Below are 20,467 nucleotides of genomic sequence, written 5' to 3'. Positions count from 1 at the left end.
AAGTGGATGTAGACCTCGCCCCGCCTGGCCCGTTGGCCGCTGGAGGGTTGCGGGTCACCGCGTTTGGCGGCATCAGCGAAATCGGCCGCAACATGACGGTTTTCGAACACCTGGGCCGGCTGCTGATCATCGACTGCGGGGTGATGTTCCCCACCCACGACGAGCCCGGCGTCGACCTGATCCTTCCCGATCTGCGCCATATCGAAGACCGGCTCGATGACATCGAGGCGCTGGTGCTCACCCACGCCCACGAGGACCACATCGGCGGCATTCCGTTCCTGCTCAAGCTGCGCCCCGACATCCCGGTCGTCGGTTCGAAATTCACGCTTGCGCTGGTCGCCGCGAAGTGCCGCGAACACCGCGTCAAGCCGGTGTTCGTCGAGGTGGCCGAGGGCCAGAAGAGCACGCACGGCGTGTTCGAATGCCAATACTTCGCCGTCAACCACTCCATCCCCGACGCGCTGGCGATCGCCGTGCACACCGGTGCGGGAACGGTTTTGCACACCGGCGACATCAAACTCGACCAGCTTCCGCTGGACGGGCGGCCGACCGATTTGCCCGGCATGTCCCGGCTCGGTGACGCGGGAGTGGACCTGTTCCTGTGTGATTCGACCAACTCCGAGCTGCCCGGCGTCGGGCCGTCGGAAAGCGAAGTGGGTCCGACGCTGCACCGCCTGATCCGCAGCGCCGAGGGGCGCGTGATCGTGGCGTGCTTCGCCTCCAACGTGGACCGGGTTCAGCAAATCATCGATGCCGCAGTGGCATTGGGTCGGCGGGTGTCGTTCGTCGGCCGCTCCATGGTGCGCAACATGGGCATCGCCCGGGAGCTCGGCTTCCTGCGGGTCGCGGATTCCGATGTGATCGACATCGGCGCCGCCGAGATGATGCCGCCCGAGAAGGTGGTCCTGATCACCACCGGCACCCAGGGCGAGCCGATGTCGGCGCTGTCGCGGATGTCGCGCGGCGAGCACCGCAGCATCACGCTGACCGCGGGCGACCTCGTGGTGCTGGCGTCGTCGCTGATCCCGGGCAACGAGGAGGCCGTCTACGGCGTCATCGACGAGCTTGCCAAGATCGGCGCCCGCGTTGTCACCAACGCCCAAGCGCGCGTTCACGTTTCGGGCCACGCCTACTCAGGTGAGCTGTTGTTCCTCTACAACGGGATTCGGCCCCGCCACGTCATGCCCGTGCACGGGACGTGGCGAATGCTGCGCGCCAACTCCAAGCTGGCGGCCCGCACCGGCGTGCCCGAGGAATCAATCCTGCTGGCCGAGAACGGGGTCAGTGTCGACCTGGTCGCGGGCAAGGCAGCGATAGCCGGGGCGGTGCCGGTCGGCAAGATGTTCGTCGACGGCCTGATCGACGGCGACGTCGGCGACATCACGCTGGGCGAACGGCTCATCCTGTCATCGGGTTTCGTCGCGGTGACCGTGGTGGTTCAGCGGGGCACCGGGCGCCCGGTGGCCCCGCCGCACCTGCATTCGCGCGGTTTCTCCGAGGATCCCAAGGCGCTCGAGCCGGCCGTGCGCAGGGTCGAGGCGGAGCTGGAAGCGCTGCTGGCCGAGAACATCACCGACCCGGGCCGCATCGCCCAGGGCGTGCGGCGCACCATCGGCAAATGGGTGGGCGAAACCTACCGCCGCCAGCCGATGATCGTGCCGACCGTCATCGAGGTCTAGCGGCGATCGCGAGCGCGGCGCAGCCGGGCGAAGCGGGTCGCCGCCATGGAGGTCTGAGCCCCCGCTAGATCTTCTCGGCGTAGGCCGACCACTCCAGTTGCGAGGTCTTGAGTTTGCGCCCGGTGGGCTCGACGTAACGCTGCGCGAGTTCGTCGGGCCCGGCCTGCCCCGCCAGCCGCCAGCCGTACTCGCCGACAAACGCGGCGACGTCGTCGGGCTGCAAGCCGAAACGCCACAGCTGCCGGCGCTGCCGGACGTTGCGGTACAGCGTGCGGGTGCCATACCGATTGGTGCCGTCGATGAAATCCTTACGGACGTAGGTGAACACCAACCGGCTGCCGGGCGCCGCCGCGCGCAGCCCCTCCAGCGTCCGGCGAACGGTGGCTTCGGTCAGGTATTGGGTGACGCCCTCGCAGATGAAGAAGACGCGGTAATCGGTGCGATACCCGTGTTCGGCGAGCGCGGTGAGCAGGTCGTCCTGCTCGAGGTTCAACGCCACCAACCGCACCGACAGCGGCGGCTCGCCCAGCACCCGGCGGACCGTCTTGAACTTGCGGGCGATGTTCACCGGCAGATCGACCTCGAACACCGGGATGCGGACCCGCCGCGTCAGCAGATAGGCGCGGGTGTCCAGCCCCGCCCCGAGGATGACGACGGCGTCGATGTCGTCGAGTGACTCCGTGAGCTTGTCGGCGATAAAACGCTTGCGGCAGGCCAGATTTGCCCACAGCCCGGGACCGGTGAACTCCGAGCCGCGGACCATCAGGTGACGAACCGGCCCGTACCGCGTCGCGCCGACCAGCCACCGCAGCGGGGCGGGCAAAAACAGCTCGGCGAAATCGTCGTCCACCAACCGGCGCCCGGGCGGCTCGTTCTGCTCGACGGCGGCCAACAGCATGGGGCCGAACGCCGTCTGTGCTACCGGATTTCGCGCCATGGCCGCTACTTGTTCAAAAAGCCCGCGTCGACCGGCAAGGTGACACCCGTGATGTAGCGGGCCTGATCGGATACCAGCCAGGCCACCGCGTTGGCGATGTCCTCCGCATCCAGCACCTCCACCGGCATGGCGTTGCCCATGGCGCCGGGGGTGTCGGTTGCGGCGGCCATCTTGGCCAGCCATTCGCGAGTGAACTCGTTGTTGATCATCGGCGTCTCGACACCCGAAGGATGAATCGAGTTGACCCGAATCATCTGCCCGGCAAGCAGATTCGCGTAAATCCGCATCAACCCGACGACCCCGTGCTTGGCGGCGGCGTAGCCCACGGAACCCGCGTCCGGACTGCCGACGCCGGCCAGCCCCGCGCTGGAGCTGATCAACACGATCGACCCGCCGGTGCCCTGCTTGACCATCGTGGGTATCGCGGCCTTGATGGTGTGGTAGACGCCGGTGAGGTTGACGTCGATGACGTCGCGCCAGCCGTCGTCACCGGATTGCATCGGAGCGATCCCCGCGTTGGCCACCACGATGTCGAGGCGGCCGAACGTGTCGAGGCCCACTTGCAGGGCCGCGGACAGCGATTCGCGGTCCCGGACGTCGCCACGAGCGGCCACGATGCGCGATCCGGTGTCCTCCACGAGCTTCACGGTGGCCGCCAGGTCCTCCGGCGTGGCCAGCGAGTAGGGGACGCTGGCGATCTGGTCGCACAGGTCGACGGCGATGATGTCGGCGCCGTCGGCGGCCAGCCGCACCGCATGCGCGCGCCCCTGCCCGCGGGCCGCGCCGGTGATGAAGGCGACCTTCCCTTTCAGTGGGCCGTCCGGCGAGGGGGCCATCAGGGACGCAACTGTCCTTTGGCCGGATCACCCGCCGAGATCGTCTGCAACATCTTGATGTCGGGGGCGCCGTCGAGGTGTTCGCCGGCCGCGCTGAACATCTTGCCGATCGCCGGCGCGGTGCTGTGCGCTTTGAGCGCCTCCTCATCGGCCCATTGCTCGACGAAGACGAAGGTCTCGCCGGAGTGGTGCAGCGAGTACAGCTGGCAGCCGGGTTCGTCGTGCACCTCTGCGACGGCGCGGGTCAGGATGTCGCGAACGGTGTCGACCGATTCCGGTTTGACGGTCATGGTGGCGACGACGACAACGGGCATTGATGGCCTCCTGGGCGCTCCGGGACGGGTGACGAGCACGACTTCTCGCACCGGATTGTCACCCTACTCACGCAGCTGTGCGGCCGATCCGCCCCATGCCTCACAAGCCGGGCGGTTACCAGTGTGGCGGGTGGTGTAGATGATGCCGTTGCGACTACCCTTGCCGTCATGCCCAGTAAGACCGCCGCCCGCTCCGGAAGCCGAACGAGCAGGTCAAAGGCCACTTCGCGTGCCAGCCGGCCCCGCGGCGCGCGACCAGCGGCGCCCCGCAGGAAGCCCAGCAAACCCGCTCGGCGCCGGAACCGCTCGCCGCTGGTCGGAATCGGGCTGACCTGCGGCCGCGCCCTGCGCGCCACCTGGCTGATGGCCGCGCGGGGGACCGGCGGCGCGGCGCGGTCGATCGGGCGCGCTCGCGACATCGATCCCGGACACCGCCGCGACGGAATCGCGCTGCTTTTGCTGGGCTTTTCCGTGGTGGTCGCCGCGAGCTCGTGGTTCCACGCGGCCGGCCCGGTCGGGGCGTGGGTCGACACCCTGCTGCGGACCTTTCTCGGCGCCGGTGTGCTGGCGCTGCCGGTGGTCACCGCCGCGGTGGGGGTGACCCTGATGCGGACCGAGCCCGACCCCGAGGTGCGCCCCAGGCTGATCCTGGGCGCCAGCCTGATCACGCTGTCGGTGCTCGGCCTGCGCCACCTGTGGTCCGGTTCGCCGGGAGACCCGGAGGCGCGCCGCCGCGCGGCGGGATTCATCGGCTTCGCCATCGGTGGGCCGCTGTCGGACGGGCTGACTCCCTGGATCGCGGCGCCGCTGCTGTTCATCGGGTTCATGTTCGGCCTGCTGCTCCTGACGGGCACCACCATCCGCGAGGTGCCCGTGGTGATGCGCAACCTGTTCCACACTCGGTTCGTCGACGAGGACTACGACGACGAGCCGTACGACTACGCCGACGAATTCGACGACGGCGTCGAACCCGCCCACGGGGATTACTACGACGAGGCATCGTCGGCGCCGGACGACGAGCCGGCGCCGTGGTCGCCCGACGACGACGCCCAGGCCGCACTGCAGGACGACATCCCCACGGTTCCCGAACCGGCCCTGGAACCCGGCTCAGAACCCGGCGCGGCGCGGGGCCGCAAGCGCGGGCGGTCGGCGGACAAGCAGGCCACCATCGAGCTGGACCGCGTCGTCGAGGGGCCCTACACGCTGCCGTCGCTGGGTCTGCTGGTCGCGGGGGACCCGCCCAAGAAGCGCAGCGCCGCCAACAACGTCATGGCCGACGCCATCACCGAGGTGCTGACCCAGTTCAAGGTGGACGCGGCGGTGACCGGCTGCACCCGCGGGCCGACCGTCACCCGCTATGAGGTCGAGCTGGGCCCGGGGGTGAAGGTCGAGAAGATCACCGCGCTGCAAAAGAACATCGCTTACGCGGTGGCCACCGAGAGCGTGCGCATGCTCGCGCCCATCCCCGGCAAGTCCGCCGTGGGCATCGAGGTACCCAACACCGACCGCGAAATGGTGCGGCTGGCCGACGTGCTCACCGATCCGTCGACCCGGCGCGACCACCACCCGCTGGTCATCGGGCTGGGCAAGGACATCGAGGGCGACTTCATTTCGGCCAACCTGGCCAAGATGCCGCACCTGCTGGTTGCCGGCTCCACCGGATCCGGCAAGTCCAGCTTCGTCAACTCGATGCTGATTTCGCTGCTGACCCGCGCCACCCCGGAAGAGGTCAGGATGATCCTGATCGACCCGAAGATGGTGGAACTCACGCCGTACGAAGGTATTCCGCATCTGATCACCCCGATCATCACCCAGCCCAAGAAGGCGGCGGCCGCGCTGGCCTGGCTGGTCGAGGAGATGGAGCAGCGCTACCAGGACATGCAGGCGTCGCGGGTCCGGCACATCGACGACTTCAACGACAAGGTGCGCTCCGGGGCCATCACGGCGCCGCTGGGCAGCCAGCGCGAGTACCGGCCCTACCCGTACGTGGTGGCGATCGTCGACGAGCTGGCCGACCTGATGATGACCGCGCCGCGCGACGTCGAGGACGCCATCGTGCGGATCACCCAGAAGGCCCGCGCCGCAGGCATTCACCTGGTGCTGGCCACCCAGCGCCCGTCGGTGGACGTGGTCACCGGGCTGATCAAGACCAACGTGCCGTCCCGGCTGGCGTTCGCCACGTCATCGCTCATCGACAGCCGGGTGATCCTGGACCAGGCCGGCGCGGAAAAGCTGATCGGCATGGGCGACGGCCTGTTTTTGCCGATGGGCACCAACAAACCCATCCGGCTGCAGGGCGCCTTCATCACCGACGAGGAGATCCACGCCGTCGTCACCGCCTGCAAGGACCAGGCCGAACCCGAGTACACCGAGGGCGTCACCAACGCCAAGCCCACCGGCGAACGCACCGACGTCGACCCCGACATCGGCGACGACATGGACGTGTTCCTGCAGGCCGTCGAGCTGGTGGTGTCCAGCCAATTCGGCTCCACCTCGATGCTGCAGCGCAAGCTGCGCGTCGGCTTCGCCAAGGCCGGCCGGCTGATGGACCTGATGGAGACCCGCGGCATCGTCGGGCCGTCGGAAGGGTCCAAGGCGCGCGAGGTGTTGGTCAAGCCCGACGAACTGGCGGGAACGCTGGCGTTGATCAGGGGTGGCAGCGACGCCGACGGCGGCGACCCCGAATAGCGCTCGCCGGTTACAGCCTCAGCAGCATCCGGGAGTTGCCCAGGATGTTCGGCTTGACGTAGCTGAGGTCCAGGAACTCGGCCACACCGATGTCGTACGAGCGGCACATCTCCTCGAACACCTCGGCGGTGACCGGCGTTCCCTCGATCTCGGTGAACCCGTGCCGCGCGAAGAACTCGGTCTCGAACGTCAACACGAACAGCCGCTTGAGCGCCAGCTCGCGGGCGACTACCAGCAGCCGGTCGACGATCGCGTGGCCGATGCCGTGGCCGGTCATCGCCGGGTTGACCGCGACGGTACGCACCTCGCCGAGGTCGGCCCACAGCACGTGCAGCGCCCCGCAACCGACCACGCGGCCCTCATGCTCGGCCACCCAAAACTCCTGAACGGCCTCGTAGAGCGTCACAAGATTCTTTTCGAGCAGGATCTTTCCCGCGTACGTGTCGACCAGCTGCTTGATGGCGGGAACATCGGACGTTCGCGCTCGCCGAACCAGCGGCCGGTAGCCCGGTGGACTTGTGCTCACGGCTAACAGTATCGACATCGGGCACGGCGGCGCTGGTCAACGGTTATTCTGTTGCCGTGTCGTGGCAGCCGCAGACGGGTCCGGTGGTCGGCCGCGCGAACATCGCCAACCTCGCCAATACGCTGACGCTGTTGCGGCTGGTCCTGGTGCCGGTCTTCCTGCTCGCACTGTTCGCCGGGGACGGCCAGCAAGCCGGCCTGCGGGTGGTGGCATTCCTGATCTTCGCGGTGGCCTGCATCACCGATCGGCTGGACGGTCTGCTGGCCCGAAACTATGGCATGGCAACCGAATTCGGCGCGTTCGTCGATCCGATCGCCGACAAGACGCTGGTCGGGTCGGCGCTGATCGGGCTGTCGATGCTCGGCGAGCTGCCGTGGTGGGTCACCGTGGTGATCATGGCCCGCGAAGTCGGGGTCACCGTCCTGCGGTTGGCCGTGATCCGCCGCGGGGTCATCCCGGCCAGTTGGGGCGGCAAGGTCAAGACCGTGGTGCAGGTGTTGGCGATCGGATTGTTCGTCCTGCCGCTGGCGGGGCCGTTCCGGGTGACCGCGGCCGTCGTGATGGCCGCGGCGGTGGTGCTGACGGTGATCACCGGGATCGACTACGTGGTGTCGACCGTCCGGGAAGTGCGCCGGACGAACGGCTGATTTCAGGGCTCCGAACGGGAACCAGAGCACCGCTGGCGGCGTTCACCTAATGAGCACCTGCCGGAGGCAAGCTTCCTACGTGCCGCGCAGGGCCGACTGGACGAAGGAGGGGCGGGATGCCGTCATTGGTGCGCGAGGTCATCGGCGACGTGCTGCGCGAAGCCCGCACGACACAGGGCCGCACGCTGCGTGAGGTGTCCGATTCGGCGCGAGTGAGCCTCGGGTATCTGTCCGAGGTGGAGCGCGGCCGCAAGGAGCCGTCCAGCGAACTGCTCAACGCGATCTGCGACGCGTTGTGCGTCCCGTTGTCGTCAGTGCTGACCCACGCCGGTGAGCGGATGGCCGGCCAGGAAAGGGCCCACGAACGCGCGGCCGTCGGCGCGCCCGCCGAGGCGGCGGCCGGCACCAGCATCGACGTCAGCACCAAGGTCGTCATTCCGCCGGTGGCGTCGCTCGCGCTGGCCTGAGCCTCAGGCGGCCCGATCCCGCGTAAGGGGTGGGGCGATCGGCGCCAACCCATTAAATTGAGCGTCAGGCGCAGGGCCCGCCAGGGTCGATCCGGAACCATCCGGCCCCTCAAGAAGCGAAGGTGGAGCTAACTCATGGCCAATCCGTTCGTCAAGGCGTGGAAGTACCTCACGGCGCTGTTCAACGCGAAGATCGACGAGCATGCCGACCCCAAGGTGCAGATCCAGCAGGCCATCGAGGAAGCGCAACGCACGCACCACGCGCTGACCCAGCAGGCCGCGCAGGTCATCGGCAACCAGCGGCAACTCGAGATGCGGCTCAACCGACAGCTGGCGGACGTGGAAAAGCTGCAGGTCAATGTGCGCCAGGCCCTCACGCTGGCCGACCAGGCCACGGCCGGCGGCGACACCGCCAAGGCCACCGAGTACAACAACGCCGCCGAGGCGTTCGCCGCCCAGCTGGTCACCGCCGAGCAAAGCGTCGAAGACCTCAAGGCGCTGCACGATCAGGCGCTGAACGCGGCCGGCCAGGCCAAGAAGGCGGTCGAACAGAACGCCATGGTGCTGCAGCAGAAGATCGCCGAGCGCACCAAGCTGCTCAGCCAGCTCGAGCAGGCCAAGATGCAGGAGCAGGTCAGCGCCTCGCTGCAGTCGATGAGCGATCTGGCCGCCCCCGGCAACGTCCCCAGCCTCGACGAGGTGCGCGACAAGATCGAGCGCCGGTACGCCAACGCGATCGGCGCCACCGAGCTGGCCCAGGGCTCGGTGCAGGGCCGAATGCTCGAGGTCGAGCAGGCCGGCGTCCAGATGGCCGGCCATTCCCGCCTCGAGCAGATCCGCGCCTCCATGCGCGGCGAGGCCCTGCCGACCGGGGGGACACCCGCGGCCGGCTCCACTCCCGTCACTCCCGCGCCCGCGGAGAGCGCCGGAGGCGCGGTCAGCGAGAAGCCACTTGGCCAGTAGCCCGGCGCCATGGCGGTGAACGCGCCGCGGCCCGGCCTCTGGCGCGGGTTGCTGCACCGCGGATTGGCCACCGCCGCCGACCTTTCCGACCTGCTGGCCCGCAGGATCAGCGCGGCCGCGGATCCGCGCGCACGCCAGTTGCGGCGCCGTCGGCGCGCGCTGCGGTGGGGCCTGATATTCGGCGCCGGGTGCCTGTTCTGGGCCGTGGTGACGATGTTGCTCGCGGCCTGGGGGTGGTTCGCCTTGCTGCTGGAAATCACCGGCGGCGTCGCGGTCGTCATGGCCATCCCGGCCACCTTGTTGCTGCTGCGCTACCGCTGGCTGCGGTCCGAGCCACTGCCGGTGCCCCGGACCACGAACGCGCGCCGGCTGCCGCCGCCCGGTTCGGCGGCACGCCCCGCCATGTACGCGCTGGGCGCCTCCGAGCGCGGATTTTTCTCGCTGGTGGCCGTGCTGGAGCGGGGCGCGATGTTGCCGACGGCCGAGATCCGCGACTTGACCGCGGCCGCCACCAAAACCTCCGCGGCCATGGCGTCCACCGCCGCGCAGGTGGTGTCGATGGAGCGGGCGGCGCAGGCAAACGAACAGTCCCGGTCGTACCTGGTGCCGACCATCAACGCGTTCACGGCCCAACTGAGCGCCGGCGTCCGTCAGTACAACGAAATGGTCACCGCCGCAGCGCAATTGGTGTCGTCGGCAAACGGTGACGGGCTCATCGAATCGCAGCGCTACCGCGCCGAGCTGGCCGGGGCCACCGACCGCCTGGTCGGTTGGGCGCAGGCGTTCGACGAACTCGGCGGATTGCGCGGCGCCGGCTAGCCTTCCGGGCGCGGGCCGTAGCGCTCGATGTACGACTGATGCATGCGGGCGTCGCGCTTACAACGTCGCCTTCAGCGACGGCAGCACCAGCGCCGCCAGGCCACGCGCGGTGGCCTTGAGCATGTCGAAGAAGTCGAAGTAGTCCCGCCACAACGTGATTCGCCCGTTGTGGACCTCGAACACGCCGCACACCCAGAACTGCAGCCGCAGCGGGCCGAAGATCAGCGCATCGGTGCGTTCGGTGAGCACCGCGCCGCCGTCGGCGGCGATGCGGTGGATCTTCACCTCGAAGGCCGCGCGGCCTTCCATCTGGCGAAACAGCTTCATGGCCCGGGCGCGGCCATGGATGGTCGGCAGGCCGACGTTTTCGTAGACGAGGTCGTCGGCCAGCGCGGCGTCGGCGGCGTCGTAGTCCGCGTCCTGCAGCGCGTTCAGGAATCCTTCGACCGTACGGGTGTTCGCAGCGGTTGTCCCAGTCAGCTCGGTCATCTTGCCAGCGTAGGCGAGCGTGGCGGCCGGGCGCTGTGGCAGGGTAACCCCGATGCGTGTCGCCGTGGTCGCCGGGCCGGATCCCGGGCATTCGTTCCCGGCGCTCGCGCTGTGCCGGCGCTTTGCCGAGGCGGGCGATGAGGCCACGCTGTTCACCGGCGCCGAATGGATCGACACCGCCGACGGCGCCGGCATCGACGCCGTCGCGCTGGACGGGCTGATCGCCACCGACGACGACGTCGACGCCGGGGCCAGGATCCACCGGCGCGCGGCACGGATGGCCGTGCTCAACGTCCCCGCGCTGCGCGACCTGGCGCCCGACCTGGTGGTGTCCGACGTCATCACCGCGGGCGGCGGTATGGCCGCCGAGCTGCTGGGGATCCCGTGGGTCGAACTCAACCCGCATCCGCTGTATCTGCCGTCGAAAGGCCTGCCACCGATCGGCAGCGGGCTGACGCCCGGCACCGGCGTCCAGGGCCGGCTGCGCGACGCCGCGATGCGCGCGCTCACCGCGCGTTCCTGGCGGGCGGGCCTGCGGCAGCGCGCGGCGGTGCGGGCCGAGATCGGATTGCCGGCCGAGGACCCCGGACCGCTACGACGGCTGATCGCCACGCTGCCCGCCTGCGAGGTGCCCCGGCCGGACTGGCCGCCGGAGGCGGTGGTGGTGGGTCCGCTGCACTTCGAGCCGACCGATCGGGTGCTGGAAATCCCCGAGGGATCCGGGCCGGTGGTGGTGGTCGCGCCGTCGACCGCGTTGACCGGCACCGAGGGGCTGGCCGAGGTGGCGCTGGCCTGCCTGACGCCGGGGGACACGCTGCCGGCGGGGGCGCGGGTGGTGGTCTCGCGGCTGGGCGGCGCGGACTTGGCGGTGCCGCCGTGGGCGGTGGTCGGGCTGGGCAGCCAGGCGGAGTTGCTGACGCACGCCGACGTGGTGATCTGCGGCGGTGGACACGGAATGGTGGCCAAGACGCTGCTGGCGGGGGTGCCGCTGGTGGCCGTGCCCGGCGGCGGGGACCAGTGGGAGATCGCCAACCGCATCGTCCGCCAGGGCAGCGCGCGGCTGGTCCGGCCGCTGACCGCCGACGCGCTGGTGGCCGCGGTCAACGAGGTGCTGGCATCGCCCGGCTACCGGGCCGCTGCACTTCGGGCCGCCGCCGGCGTCGCCGACGTCGCCGATCCGGTCCGGGTGTGCCGCGAGGCGCTGGCAGTGCCCGGATGATCCGCCACGCACCGCCCGGGCCGTCCTATGCTTCGGCGGGAGGCGCGCAATGAGGGTCATCACGACAATCGCCGCCGGCGCCCTAATGGCGGGCTCGGTGTTCGGAACAAGCGTCGCGCGCGCCGACAGCCCCGCGGAGCGGCAGGCCTGCCAGCTGATGGACGATCCGGCCGCCGCTGAACAGGGACTCGCGCCGGCCGAATACGCCTTCATGCAGTTGCGCGCCACGATGTCGGCGCAACGCGCCCGCGACATCATGTCCATCGCGGTCCAGGAGGACTGCCCCAACCACATCGTCGACCTGCCGGCCAGCTGGCGGTAACCCGCGTTCACGATCGCTGGCCGCTGGGTATGTTCACTGGCGTGCGGCTAACGGAGTTTCACGAGCGGGTAGTCCTGCGTTTCGGCACCACCTACGGCTCGTCGGTGCTGGCCGACCACGTGCTGACCGGCTTCGACGGTCGAACGGCCGCCCAGGCCATCGAGGAGGGCATCGAGCCCCGCGACATCTGGCGGGCGTTGTGCGTCGACTTCGACGTGCCCCACGAGCAGTGGTGATCCGCGCGCGTTATTCGTATGCCGGATAAGGGTTCTGCCGCAGCGCGGTGGCCAGGTGCACGGCGTTGCGGGACGCATTCTCGGTGGCGGACGCGACAGCCTCCGGGACGTCGTCGAGGTCGGTGTAGTCCGTGCCCTGCATGGCCTCGCCGTTCCAATAGGTGCAGCCCTGCGCGGCGATCGAAAACCCGATGTCGTTGAGCGCCTGAAACAGGTCGGCAACGATCTTGTGCGCCCCGTCCTCGTTGCCCACGACCGCCGCCAGAGCCACCTTGCCCACCATCCGCGGGCGTCCCGCGTCGTCGGTGTCGGACAGCTCGGCATCGAGGCGCTCCAGGACCCGCTGCGCGACGCTGGACATGTGACCGACCCAGGTGGGCGTTGACACGATGACGATGTCCGCCGATTTGATCTTGGTCAACAGCGCCGGCCACTCGTCGCCCGGTCCCATGTCGGCCTCGACGCCGGGCAGCAGCGCCAGGTCGACGCACCGGACGGTCTCGCCCTCGACGCCCGCGCCGCGCAGCTGATCGAGCAACTGGCCGGCGATCAGCTCGCTGCTGGACGGCGCCGGGCTCTTCTTCAACGAGCAGACCAGTGCGATGGCGCGCAGGGATTGCGGTGCGGGTGAGGACATGGTGGCCACATACCCCGGCGGGGAAACGCCAAACGACGCCCGGCCCTACCGGCACGTCCGGTGCAGCACGCAGTCGCCGCACAGAGAACCCCCGGGCAGCCGATAGAACAGGCAGCAGCTGTGGCGCCGGAAGTCCAGCCGCTGGCCGGTGATCACGCCGGATCCGGCGAGCACGCCGGTGTCCAGCAGGGACCGGGTCGTCTCGACGATCGCGCAGCGCAGGTCGGGCCGCACCGACTGCAGTGCCCGCGCGGCTCCCACCAGTGCGGAGGCAATGTTGCCCGCGAGCAGCGCGGGCGCCAGTTTGACCGGCAGGCCGGCGGCGAGCGGACGCATGTGCTCGCTCACCACGACGCGGTACAGCGCGTCCGGTGAATCGGCGGGTTTTCCGAGGGGTTCGGGCAGTCGTAGCTGGGCGCCGCCGTCGGCGCGTTGCAGGTTGTCGAGGTCGGGCAGGACGCCGTGAGCGATCGTGCACCCGAGCACGGGGGACCACAGCCGGGTGGCGTGGGCCAGGTGAACCAGTGAGGCACCGATCCGCAGGTCGGTCGTGCGGTAGCGCCGCACGGTGGCGTCGATCAGGTCGGCGCAGCCGTCGGCGTAGGACTGCTCGACCGGATGCCATCCTGCCCCGTCGCCACCCACGGTCAGGGCGAAAAATCCTCCGTAAGAAGCTATTTCGGCCAGCTCGGTGGAGATGTCCATGGGTTCGCGACCGCCTCTTTGGGGAAATCCGCCCCAGTCGTCGTGAGGGAGCGTCGACGGCGAGTGTCTGGCTCTCGGGCCAGGATGTGCCCGATCACAGTGGCGGGACCGCACCGGACTCACACCGGTTTCCTCGGGCTTTCCGGCCGGAACGCCCGTCGACGCCTTTCGGTAGCCGATGTTGCCACACGCGATGGCGGCGACGGCGTGTCAGACTTGAATCGAACACCTGTTCGGCTAGTGTGGTGAGCGTTCGGCCAGTCAACTTGTCGGTGGCCTTCCCTAGTGTCACCGACAACCGACCGATACCGGTCAGACGAACACCGACTATAGGAGAGGCACCATGGCGCAAGCCCCCGATCGCGAAAAGGCTCTCGAACTGGCGATGGCCCAGATCGAAAAGAGCTACGGCAAAGGCTCGGTGATGCGTCTCGGCGACGAGACGCGTCAGCCGATCTCGATCATCCCGACCGGATCCATCGCACTGGACGTGGCCCTGGGCATCGGCGGCCTGCCCCGCGGGCGGGTCGTGGAGATCTACGGCCCGGAATCCTCGGGTAAGACCACCGTCGCCCTGCACGCGGTGGCCAACGCCCAGGCCGCCGGCGGCGTCGCGGCCTTCATCGACGCCGAGCACGCCCTGGACCCCGACTACGCCAAGAAGCTCGGCGTGGACACCGATTCCCTGCTGGTCAGCCAGCCGGATACGGGGGAGCAGGCCCTCGAGATCGCCGACATGCTGATCCGCTCCGGCGCCCTGGACATCCTGGTCATCGACTCGGTGGCCGCGCTGGTGCCGCGCGCCGAGCTCGAAGGCGAGATGGGTGACAGCCACGTCGGTCTGCAGGCCCGGCTGATGAGCCAGGCGCTGCGGAAAATGACTGGCGCGCTGAACAATTCGGGCACCACCGCGATCTTCATCAACCAGCTCCGCGAGAAGATCGGGGTGATGTTCGGCAGCCCCGAAACCACCACGGGTGGAAAGGCTTTGAAGTTCTACGCGTCGGTGCGCATGGACGTGCGCCGGATCGAGACGCTCAAGGACGGCACCAACGCGGTCGGTAACCGCACCCGGGTCAAGATCGTCAAGAACAAGGTGGCGCCGCCCTTCAAGCAGGCCGAGTTCGACATCCTCTACGGCCACGGGATCAGCCGGGAAGGCTCGCTGATCGATATGGGTGTGGAGCACGGCTTCATCCGCAAGTCCGGTTCCTGGTTCACCTACGAGGGCGAGCAGCTCGGTCAGGGCAAGGAGAACGCCCGCACCTTCTTGATGGAAAACGACGACGTGGCCAACGAGATCGAGAAGAAGATCAAGGAAAAGCTCGGCATTGGCGCGGTCATGACCGATGACCCCTCCGGTGATGTCCTCCCCGCCCCCGTCGACTTCTGAGCCCTCCCGCGAAGAGCAGGCGCGGGCGTTGTGCCTGCGCCTGCTCACCGCGAGAGCGCGCACCCGGGCCGAGCTGCACGGCCGGCTGGCCCAACGCGGTTATCCCGACGACGTCAGCGAGCGGGTGCTCGACCGGTTGGCCTCCGTCGGCTTAGTCGATGACACCGACTTCGCCCAACAGTGGGTGCGGTCCCGCCGGGCGCACGCCGGGAAAAGCAAGCGCGCCTTGGCCGCCGAGTTGCACACCAAGGGCGTCGACAACGACGTGATCACCACGGCGCTGGCCGGGATCGACGCCGGCGCCGAGCGGGACCGGGCCGAGCAGCTGGTCCGGTCCAAGCTGCGCCGCGAGACGCTGACCGACGAGGCGCGGGTGACGCGCAGGCTGGTGGGGATGCTGGCGCGCCGTGGCTACAGCCAGAACCTGGCGTGCGAGGTGGTGTTCGCCGAGTTGGCCGCCGAGCGGGAGCGCCGCCGGGTCTAGCCCGCGACGTGCGGTTTCTCGCGTACCGACCGCTCGCCGTACCATGGCCCCGTGACTTCGATGGTGCGAGAGGCCGTGGCGGCGGACGCCGCATCGGCGCGCACCTATCAAGTCCGCACCTACGGCTGCCAGATGAACGTCCACGATTCCGAGCGCTTGGCGGGTCTGCTGGAAGCGGCCGGATATCAGCGGGCGGTCGAGGGCTCGGATTTTGGAGACGCCGACGTGGTGGTGTTCAACACCTGCGCGGTTCGCGAAAACGCCGACAACAAGCTGTACGGCAACCTCAGCCACCTGGCCCCGCGCAAGCGGGGTAACCCCGAGATGCAAATCGCCGTGGGTGGCTGCCTGGCGCAAAAAGACCGGGATGCGTTGCTGCGCAAGGCGCCCTGGGTCGACGTCATCTTCGGCACCCACAACATCGGGTCGCTGCCCACGCTGCTCGAACGGGCCCGGCACAACAAGGTCGCCCAGGTGGAAATCGCCGAGGCGCTGCAGGAGTTTCCGTCATCGCTGCCCAGTGCGCGCGAATCCGCTTACGCCGCTTGGGTTTCCATCTCGGTCGGCTGCAACAACAGCTGCACGTTCTGCATCGTGCCGTCGCTGCGGGGCAAAGAGGTCGACCGCAGCCCCGACGACGTCCTGGCCGAAGTCACGTCGCTGGTGGACGACGGCGTGCTCGAGGTCACGCTGCTGGGCCAGAACGTCAACGCCTACGGCGTGTCCTTCGCCGACCCCGCGCTGCCCCGCGACCGCGGTGCCTTCGCCCGCCTGCTGCGGGCCTGCGGCGACATCGACGGGTTGGAACGGGTGCGCTTCACCTCGCCGCACCCGGCCGAATTCACCGACGACGTCATCGAGGCCATGGCGCAGACGCCGAATGTGTGTCCCGCCCTGCACATGCCGCTGCAGTCCGGATCCGACCGGGTGCTGCGCGCGATGCGGCGTTCCTACCGCGCCGAGCGCTACCTCGGCATCATCGACCGCGTCCGGGCCGCCATGCCGCACGCCGCGATCACCACCGATCTGATCGTCGGATTTCCCGGTGAGACCGAGGAGGACTTCGCGGCCACGCTGGACGTGGTGCGCCAGGCCCGGTTCTCGGCCGCGTTCACCTTCCAGTACTCCAAGCGGCCCGGCACCCCCGCCGCCGAACTCGACGGGCAGCTACCGAAAGCCGTTGTGCAGGAACGCTATGAGCGCCTGGTCGACCTGCAGGAGGAGATTTCGCTGCAGGGCAATCGCGCCCTGATCGGGCAGACCGTCGAATTGCTGGTCGCCACCGGTGAGGGGCGCAAGGACGCCGCCACCGCGCGGATGAGCGGACGGGCCCGCGACGGCCGGCTGGTGCACTTTGCCGCCGGCCCAGCTGTCGACGCACCCGCCGACACCCACCCGCGCCCCGGCGACATGGTCACCACGGTGGTCACCGGGGCCGCGCCCCACCACCTCATCGCCGACGCGGGCATCCTGACCCATCGCCGCACCCGCGCCGGTGACGCGCACGCCGCCGGGCGACGCCCGCGCGGTATCGGTCTTGGTATGCCGGCCGTCGGGCCGCCCGTCGGCCCGGCCGAACCCTTGGGATGTGCACTGTGAAAAAAGAGATCAAAAAAGACGACGAACATCTCGGCGCCCTGCGGACAGAGATCGAGGCCGCCGAACGCCGGGTGGCACGCGGAATCGACCCCGGCCCAAGGGCTTTCTTCGTGTCGATCCTGGTGTTCGTGCTGCTGGGATCGTTCATCCTGCCGCACACCGGCGATGTGCGCGGCTGGGACGTGCTGTTCGGCAGCCACGGCGCCGGTGCGGCCGCGGTCGCGCTGCCGTCGCGGGTGTTCGCCTGGCTGGCGCTGGTGTTCGGCGTGGGTTTCTCGATGCTGGCGTTGGTGACCCGGCGCTGGGCGCTGGCCTGGGTCGCGCTGGCGGGTTCGGCCATCGCGGGCGCCGCGGGCATGCTGGCGATCTGGTCGCGTCAGACCGTGGCCGCGGGGCATCCGGGGCCGGGGTGGGGCCTGATCGTCGCCTGGATCACCGTGCTCCTGCTCATCTATCACTGGGCGCGCGTGGTGTGGTCGCGCACCATCGTGCAATTGGCCGCCGAGGAGCAACGCCGCCGCGTCGCCGCGCAGCAGCAGTCGACCTCGCTGCTGGACGATCTGGACAACCCGGGCGCCCCGGGGCGGCCCCGCGATCCCGACGGCAGTACTGGACCTGACGGCGGCAATTAGGACTTGCGGGTCAGGGCCTCGACGGCCGCCTGCGCCCACTGCCGCCACTGTTCGGCGTTGGCTTGGGCCTCTTCGGCTTCTTTGGTCCGGCCCGCCGCTGCGGCCTTTTGGGCCTGCTGCTGGTATTGCTCGGCGCGGGCCTGGAATTGCTCGGCCCGGGCCTGCGCCTGGGGATCCGACCAACCCGCCTCGCCGGCGTCGCGCACCCTCTTCTCGACCGCGCGCAGTCGCCGCTCCAGCTCGGCGGAGCGCTCCCGCGGGACCTTGCCGATCGCATCCCACTTCTCGGCGATCGAGCGCAGCGCCGCCCGGGCGGCCTCGTGGTTGCTGGTGTCCAGCTTTTCCGCCTCGGCCAGCAGCTCCTCTTTGGCGGTCGCGTTGGCGCGGAACTCCGCGTCCTTCTCCGCCGTCACCGCATTGCGGGCGGCGAAAAACACGTCCTGGGCCGCCTTGAAGCGCCGCCACAGGGCGTCGTCGACCTCCCTGGTCGCTCGTCCGGCCGCTTTCCATTCGGTGAGCAACTTGCGGAACTCCGCGCTGGTGGCCGTCCAATCGGTCGAATCGGACAGCTCCTCGGCGCGCTCGCAGAGCTGTTCCTTGGCCTGGCGGATGCTCGAGCGTTCCCGGTCCAACTCGGCGAAATGGGCTCCCCGCCGCCGGTTGAAGGCCTCCCGGGCCGCGGAGTAGCGCTTCCACAACGCGTCATCCACTTTGCGGTCCAGACCGCTGATGGTCTTCCACTCATCGAGGATGGCGCGCAGCCGGTCGCCCGCCGCCTTCCACTGCGTCGAGGTGGCGCCCAACTCCTCAGCCTCGGCGGCCAGCGCCTCCTTGCGGGCGGTCTGGGCGGCCCGATGCTCCTCGCGCCGGGAGCGATCCGCGGCGACGGTCGCCTCGGCGTGTTCGGCAATGCTGCGCAACCGGGTAGCGAGCGCATCGATATCGCCCAGCACGGCGGCCGTCGGCAGCGTTTCGGCCAGCTCGGAGGCGTGAGCCTTGATCTTGCGCGCATCCGCGGTTCCCGAGGCCAGCCGCTCCTCCATCAGCGTGACCTCGGTGGCCAGGTCGTCGAACCGCCGACCGAAGTGGGCGAACGCGGCTTCGCGGTCGCCGGCCTGCCAGGAGCCGATGACACGCTCGCCGGCCGCGCTGATCAGCCACACCGTGCCGTCGTCGTCCACGCGCCCGAACTCGTGCGGATTGCTGGGCGGCGGCGGCACCACCACCGGGTGAACGGCCGGCCGCGACCCCGAGCTCACCGGCCGGGGACCGGGACGCGGTCCCGGACGCGGTACGGGCCGAGCTGAATCGTCGCGAGGCTCGTCAGCCGTCATGCGCTCGTCACTACCCTTTCGCAACCTTCCGCGCGGTTTGTGTCCCGCGCGCCTGCCGCGCGTAGCGGCACCGTCTCCTGCATCTGCGGACGACCCGTCCAGGTTTTCCCAGCAGGTGCCTAACAGTATTCAAGCAGCTTGCCCCGCCACACGCTGCCACCTTGGTATTCCCGGCCGGGTGGCGGCGGTGGGCCCGCGCGACACCCATCCCAGCGGGCGGGAGCTACCTGTGACACTCTCTTAGGGTTATCCAAGCGGTTACATAGGTTGCTGAAGTAAAAATCGGATGATCGCCCGCGGCGCGGTGGACAACGTGTGAAACGTCATAGGTTTGTGGTTGAACTGAGCGCGAAATGTGCGTGTATTTGCTTGCGCCTCGGGGAAAGCTGGGTCGGATGGTCGTGAGCTCTGGGGGTCGGGGATATGTCCAAGGTTGATGTCGCTGCGTTGATTGCCCTGTGCGCGGCACTGGCATCGGCGATCGGCGATGTGATTCGTCAGCGCTCCGCACACGAGATCACCGACAAACAGGTCGGGCACCTCGAACTGTTCCGCATGTCGCTGCGCGACGCGCGATGGTGGCTCGGCGGCATGGCCGCGGTCACGAATTACAGCCTGCAGGCCGCCGCCCTGGCGTGGGGTTCGGTGGTCCTGGTGACGGCGTTGCAGGTGACCGCGCTGCTCTTCGCGCTCCCGATCTACGCCCGGGTGGCCCATCATCGGGTGAAGCCACGGGAGTGGATGTGGGCGATGGTCCTGGCCGCCGGGCTGGCCGTGGTCATCATCGTCGGTGACCCGGCGGCCGGCCACCAGCGCGCGCCGCTGCAAACGTGGATCATCGTGGCCTTGATCATCGTGCCGCTGCTGGTGGGCTGCGTGGTGGCCGCACGAATTTGGTCCGGCAGCCCGTTCGCGGCGGTGCTGCTGGCGGTGGTGGCGGGTTCCTCGTTGGCGCTGTTCGCGGTGCTGACCAAGGGCATCGTCGAGATGTCCGAGCACGGCATCATGCGCGTGCTGACGTCGCCGGAGTTCGTGCCCTGGCTGTTGGTGGCCCTGGCCGGGATGATCTTCCAGCAATCGGCCTTCCGCGCCGGCACGCTGACCGCGTCCCTGCCGACGATGACGGTGGCCAAGCCCGTCGTCGCGGGGCTGCTCGGAGTGCTGGTGTTGGGCGAGACGCTGAACGCCAGCGGTCCCGAGGCATTCGTGCTGATCGCCGCCGTGTCGGTGGTGATCGTCGCGACGATCGCATTGGCTCGCGGCGAGGCCGCCGCCGTCGATCGGACCGAACCCGGCGGGGGCGCGCCGCGAAAAGTGCGGTCCCGTGACGCCGCCGCCACCGACGGCGTGGGTCCCTATGGTGACTGTCTGGTGGTGGCCGACGGCTCACGTTGCTGAACAGCTTGATGGTCGCAACCCGCTGCGCCCGGCTACGCCCTGTAGTGGCAACCCGCTGCGCCCGGCTACGCCGCGCTTGCGATCGCCACGGCCGCGCTTGCGATTGCCACTAGTTCCGGCTTGCCGGCGCGGTCACGTTAGTT

At 69.2% G+C, this 20,467-nt stretch carries 22 protein-coding genes and 1 riboswitch; of the genes, 14 read left to right on the top strand and 8 right to left on the bottom strand.

Going from position 1 to position 20,467, the window contains the following annotated elements:
* Window positions 1-2: 2 nt before the first annotated feature.
* The gene (locus tag A5775_RS12820) at window positions 3-1,679 is read left to right on the top strand and encodes a ribonuclease J (RefSeq protein WP_067252598.1); all 1,677 of its coding nucleotides are present in this window, start codon (window positions 3-5) and stop codon (window positions 1,677-1,679) included.
* A 64-nt stretch (window positions 1,680-1,743) separates the two neighbouring features.
* On the opposite strand, the gene A5775_RS12815 is transcribed toward A5775_RS12820, so the two are convergent.
* The 3 genes from A5775_RS12815 to A5775_RS12805 are packed head-to-tail and all read right to left on the bottom strand — an operon-like array spanning window position 1,744 to window position 3,766.
* On the bottom strand, window positions 1,744-2,616 hold the full coding sequence (locus A5775_RS12815) for an SAM-dependent methyltransferase (protein WP_067252595.1): 873 nt from the start codon (window positions 2,614-2,616) through the stop codon (window positions 1,744-1,746).
* Window positions 2,617-2,621: 5 nt separating this feature from the next.
* On the bottom strand, window positions 2,622-3,452 hold the full coding sequence (locus tag A5775_RS12810) for a mycofactocin-coupled SDR family oxidoreductase (RefSeq protein WP_067252593.1): 831 nt from the start codon (window positions 3,450-3,452) through the stop codon (window positions 2,622-2,624).
* Window positions 3,452-3,766 carry a putative quinol monooxygenase gene (locus tag A5775_RS12805; protein ID WP_067252590.1) on the bottom strand — a complete coding sequence of 105 codons (315 nt, stop codon included), beginning with the start codon at window positions 3,764-3,766 and terminating at the stop codon, window positions 3,452-3,454. The genes A5775_RS12810 and A5775_RS12805 overlap by 1 nt, the downstream gene beginning before the upstream one ends.
* A 168-nt stretch (window positions 3,767-3,934) precedes the next feature.
* On the opposite strand from A5775_RS12805, the gene A5775_RS12800 reads away from it, so the two are divergent.
* Window positions 3,935-6,454, top strand: a complete 2,520-nt coding sequence (locus tag A5775_RS12800) for a DNA translocase FtsK (protein WP_197512541.1) — start codon at window positions 3,935-3,937, stop codon at window positions 6,452-6,454.
* A gap of 10 nt (window positions 6,455-6,464) precedes the next feature.
* Here A5775_RS12800 and A5775_RS12795 read toward each other — a convergent pair whose 3' ends face one another.
* Window positions 6,465-6,998, bottom strand: coding sequence for an amino-acid N-acetyltransferase (locus A5775_RS12795; protein ID WP_067252811.1), 534 nt, complete (start codon window positions 6,996-6,998; stop codon window positions 6,465-6,467).
* Window positions 6,999-7,063: 65 nt separating this feature from the next.
* On the opposite strand from A5775_RS12795, the gene pgsA reads away from it, so the two are divergent.
* From pgsA to A5775_RS12775, 4 genes are all read left to right on the top strand, one after another.
* On the top strand, window positions 7,064-7,627 hold the full coding sequence (gene pgsA, locus A5775_RS12790) for a CDP-diacylglycerol--glycerol-3-phosphate 3-phosphatidyltransferase (protein WP_369827844.1): 564 nt from the start codon (window positions 7,064-7,066) through the stop codon (window positions 7,625-7,627).
* A gap of 116 nt (window positions 7,628-7,743) precedes the next feature.
* Window positions 7,744-8,094, top strand: a complete 351-nt coding sequence (clgR, locus tag A5775_RS12785; RefSeq protein WP_067252586.1) for a transcriptional regulator ClgR — start codon at window positions 7,744-7,746, stop codon at window positions 8,092-8,094.
* A 135-nt stretch (window positions 8,095-8,229) separates the two neighbouring features.
* Window positions 8,230-9,057, top strand: a complete 828-nt coding sequence (gene pspA, locus A5775_RS12780) for a phage shock protein PspA (RefSeq protein WP_067252584.1) — start codon at window positions 8,230-8,232, stop codon at window positions 9,055-9,057.
* 9 nt (window positions 9,058-9,066) lie between these two features.
* Window positions 9,067-9,876: a hypothetical protein gene (locus A5775_RS12775; RefSeq protein ID WP_067252582.1), complete on the top strand. Its 810-nt coding sequence runs from the start codon at window positions 9,067-9,069 to the stop codon at window positions 9,874-9,876.
* Between the two features lie 57 nt (window positions 9,877-9,933).
* Here the strand turns inward: A5775_RS12775 and A5775_RS12770 are convergent, their stop codons facing one another.
* On the bottom strand, window positions 9,934-10,365 hold the full coding sequence (locus A5775_RS12770; protein WP_067252580.1) for a limonene-1,2-epoxide hydrolase family protein: 432 nt from the start codon (window positions 10,363-10,365) through the stop codon (window positions 9,934-9,936).
* Between the two features lie 52 nt (window positions 10,366-10,417).
* Here A5775_RS12770 and A5775_RS12765 point away from each other — a divergent pair, with 52 nt between their 5' ends.
* From A5775_RS12765 to A5775_RS12755, 3 genes are read left to right on the top strand one after another with little or no spacing between them, the layout of a single operon-like run.
* On the top strand, window positions 10,418-11,584 hold the full coding sequence (locus tag A5775_RS12765; RefSeq protein WP_067252578.1) for a glycosyltransferase: 1,167 nt from the start codon (window positions 10,418-10,420) through the stop codon (window positions 11,582-11,584).
* Window positions 11,585-11,633: 49 nt separating this feature from the next.
* Entirely contained in the window at window positions 11,634-11,906 is a 273-nt protein-coding gene (locus A5775_RS12760; RefSeq protein ID WP_067252576.1) for a hypothetical protein, read from the top strand.
* Window positions 11,907-11,935: 29 nt separating this feature from the next.
* Window positions 11,936-12,142, top strand: a complete 207-nt coding sequence (locus tag A5775_RS12755; protein WP_067252574.1) for a DUF3046 domain-containing protein — start codon at window positions 11,936-11,938, stop codon at window positions 12,140-12,142.
* 10 nt (window positions 12,143-12,152) lie between these two features.
* Here A5775_RS12755 and A5775_RS12750 read toward each other — a convergent pair whose 3' ends face one another.
* Complete coding sequence (locus A5775_RS12750; protein ID WP_067252808.1) at window positions 12,153-12,779, bottom strand: flavodoxin family protein; 627 nt, start codon at window positions 12,777-12,779, stop codon at window positions 12,153-12,155.
* Window positions 12,780-12,824: 45 nt separating this feature from the next.
* Window positions 12,825-13,484 carry a (2Fe-2S)-binding protein gene (locus tag A5775_RS12745; protein ID WP_067252572.1) on the bottom strand — a complete coding sequence of 220 codons (660 nt, stop codon included), beginning with the start codon at window positions 13,482-13,484 and terminating at the stop codon, window positions 12,825-12,827.
* Between the two features lie 40 nt (window positions 13,485-13,524).
* A riboswitch (cobalamin riboswitch) is annotated at window positions 13,525-13,659 on the bottom strand.
* Between the two features lie 168 nt (window positions 13,660-13,827).
* On the opposite strand from A5775_RS12745, the gene recA reads away from it, so the two are divergent.
* From recA to A5775_RS12725, 4 genes are read left to right on the top strand one after another with little or no spacing between them, the layout of a single operon-like run.
* Window positions 13,828-14,877, top strand: a complete 1,050-nt coding sequence (gene recA, locus A5775_RS12740; protein WP_067252570.1) for a recombinase RecA — start codon at window positions 13,828-13,830, stop codon at window positions 14,875-14,877.
* Complete coding sequence (gene recX / locus A5775_RS12735) at window positions 14,849-15,361, top strand: recombination regulator RecX (protein ID WP_067252568.1); 513 nt, start codon at window positions 14,849-14,851, stop codon at window positions 15,359-15,361. The genes recA and recX overlap by 29 nt, the downstream gene beginning before the upstream one ends.
* Before the next feature lie 60 nt (window positions 15,362-15,421).
* Entirely contained in the window at window positions 15,422-16,960 is a 1,539-nt protein-coding gene (gene miaB / locus A5775_RS12730; protein WP_067252566.1) for a tRNA (N6-isopentenyl adenosine(37)-C2)-methylthiotransferase MiaB, read from the top strand.
* Between the two features lie 8 nt (window positions 16,961-16,968).
* Complete coding sequence (locus tag A5775_RS12725) at window positions 16,969-17,592, top strand: hypothetical protein (RefSeq protein WP_369827843.1); 624 nt, start codon at window positions 16,969-16,971, stop codon at window positions 17,590-17,592.
* On the opposite strand, the gene A5775_RS12720 is transcribed toward A5775_RS12725, so the two are convergent.
* Window positions 17,589-18,926 (bottom strand): DUF349 domain-containing protein, encoded by a 1,338-nt coding sequence (locus A5775_RS12720; protein ID WP_067252561.1) that lies wholly within the window; start codon window positions 18,924-18,926, stop codon window positions 17,589-17,591. The two genes, A5775_RS12725 and A5775_RS12720, sit on opposite strands and share 4 nt — an antisense overlap.
* Window positions 18,927-19,349: 423 nt before the next feature.
* Here A5775_RS12720 and A5775_RS12715 point away from each other — a divergent pair, with 423 nt between their 5' ends.
* Window positions 19,350-20,324 carry a DMT family transporter gene (locus A5775_RS12715; protein WP_067252559.1) on the top strand — a complete coding sequence of 325 codons (975 nt, stop codon included), beginning with the start codon at window positions 19,350-19,352 and terminating at the stop codon, window positions 20,322-20,324.
* Window positions 20,325-20,467 lie beyond the last annotated feature (143 nt).

Origin of the sequence: Mycobacterium sp. 852002-10029_SCH5224772 (assembly GCF_001667315.1) — a bacterium.
Taxonomy (GTDB): Bacteria; Actinomycetota; Actinomycetes; order Mycobacteriales; family Mycobacteriaceae; genus Mycobacterium.
Note: the sequence above shows the minus strand (reverse complement) of the source record. Positions and strands in the feature narration are given on the sequence as shown.

Coding starts and splice junctions, on each gene's coding strand:
- A5775_RS12765 (WP_067252578.1), top strand. CDS start 10,418: ATGCGTGTCGCCGTGGTCGCCGGGCCGGATCCCGGGCATTCGTTCCCG.
- recX (WP_067252568.1), top strand. CDS start 14,849: ATGTCCTCCCCGCCCCCGTCGACTTCTGAGCCCTCCCGCGAAGAGCAG.
- A5775_RS12795 (WP_067252811.1), bottom strand. CDS start 6,998: ATGTCGATACTGTTAGCCGTGAGCACAAGTCCACCGGGCTACCGGCCG.
- A5775_RS12810 (WP_067252593.1), bottom strand. CDS start 3,452: ATGGCCCCCTCGCCGGACGGCCCACTGAAAGGGAAGGTCGCCTTCATC.
- A5775_RS12715 (WP_067252559.1), top strand. CDS start 19,350: ATGTCCAAGGTTGATGTCGCTGCGTTGATTGCCCTGTGCGCGGCACTG.
- clgR (WP_067252586.1), top strand. CDS start 7,744: ATGCCGTCATTGGTGCGCGAGGTCATCGGCGACGTGCTGCGCGAAGCC.
- A5775_RS12770 (WP_067252580.1), bottom strand. CDS start 10,365: ATGACCGAGCTGACTGGGACAACCGCTGCGAACACCCGTACGGTCGAA.
- A5775_RS12775 (WP_067252582.1), top strand. CDS start 9,067: ATGGCGGTGAACGCGCCGCGGCCCGGCCTCTGGCGCGGGTTGCTGCAC.
- A5775_RS12800 (WP_197512541.1), top strand. CDS start 3,935: ATGCCCAGTAAGACCGCCGCCCGCTCCGGAAGCCGAACGAGCAGGTCA.
- A5775_RS12815 (WP_067252595.1), bottom strand. CDS start 2,616: ATGGCGCGAAATCCGGTAGCACAGACGGCGTTCGGCCCCATGCTGTTG.
- A5775_RS12755 (WP_067252574.1), top strand. CDS start 11,936: ATGTTCACTGGCGTGCGGCTAACGGAGTTTCACGAGCGGGTAGTCCTG.
- miaB (WP_067252566.1), top strand. CDS start 15,422: ATGGTGCGAGAGGCCGTGGCGGCGGACGCCGCATCGGCGCGCACCTAT.
- A5775_RS12805 (WP_067252590.1), bottom strand. CDS start 3,766: ATGCCCGTTGTCGTCGTCGCCACCATGACCGTCAAACCGGAATCGGTC.
- A5775_RS12720 (WP_067252561.1), bottom strand. CDS start 18,926: ATGACGGCTGACGAGCCTCGCGACGATTCAGCTCGGCCCGTACCGCGT.
- A5775_RS12745 (WP_067252572.1), bottom strand. CDS start 13,484: ATGGACATCTCCACCGAGCTGGCCGAAATAGCTTCTTACGGAGGATTT.
- pspA (WP_067252584.1), top strand. CDS start 8,230: ATGGCCAATCCGTTCGTCAAGGCGTGGAAGTACCTCACGGCGCTGTTC.
- A5775_RS12750 (WP_067252808.1), bottom strand. CDS start 12,779: ATGTCCTCACCCGCACCGCAATCCCTGCGCGCCATCGCACTGGTCTGC.
- recA (WP_067252570.1), top strand. CDS start 13,828: ATGGCGCAAGCCCCCGATCGCGAAAAGGCTCTCGAACTGGCGATGGCC.
- A5775_RS12760 (WP_067252576.1), top strand. CDS start 11,634: ATGAGGGTCATCACGACAATCGCCGCCGGCGCCCTAATGGCGGGCTCG.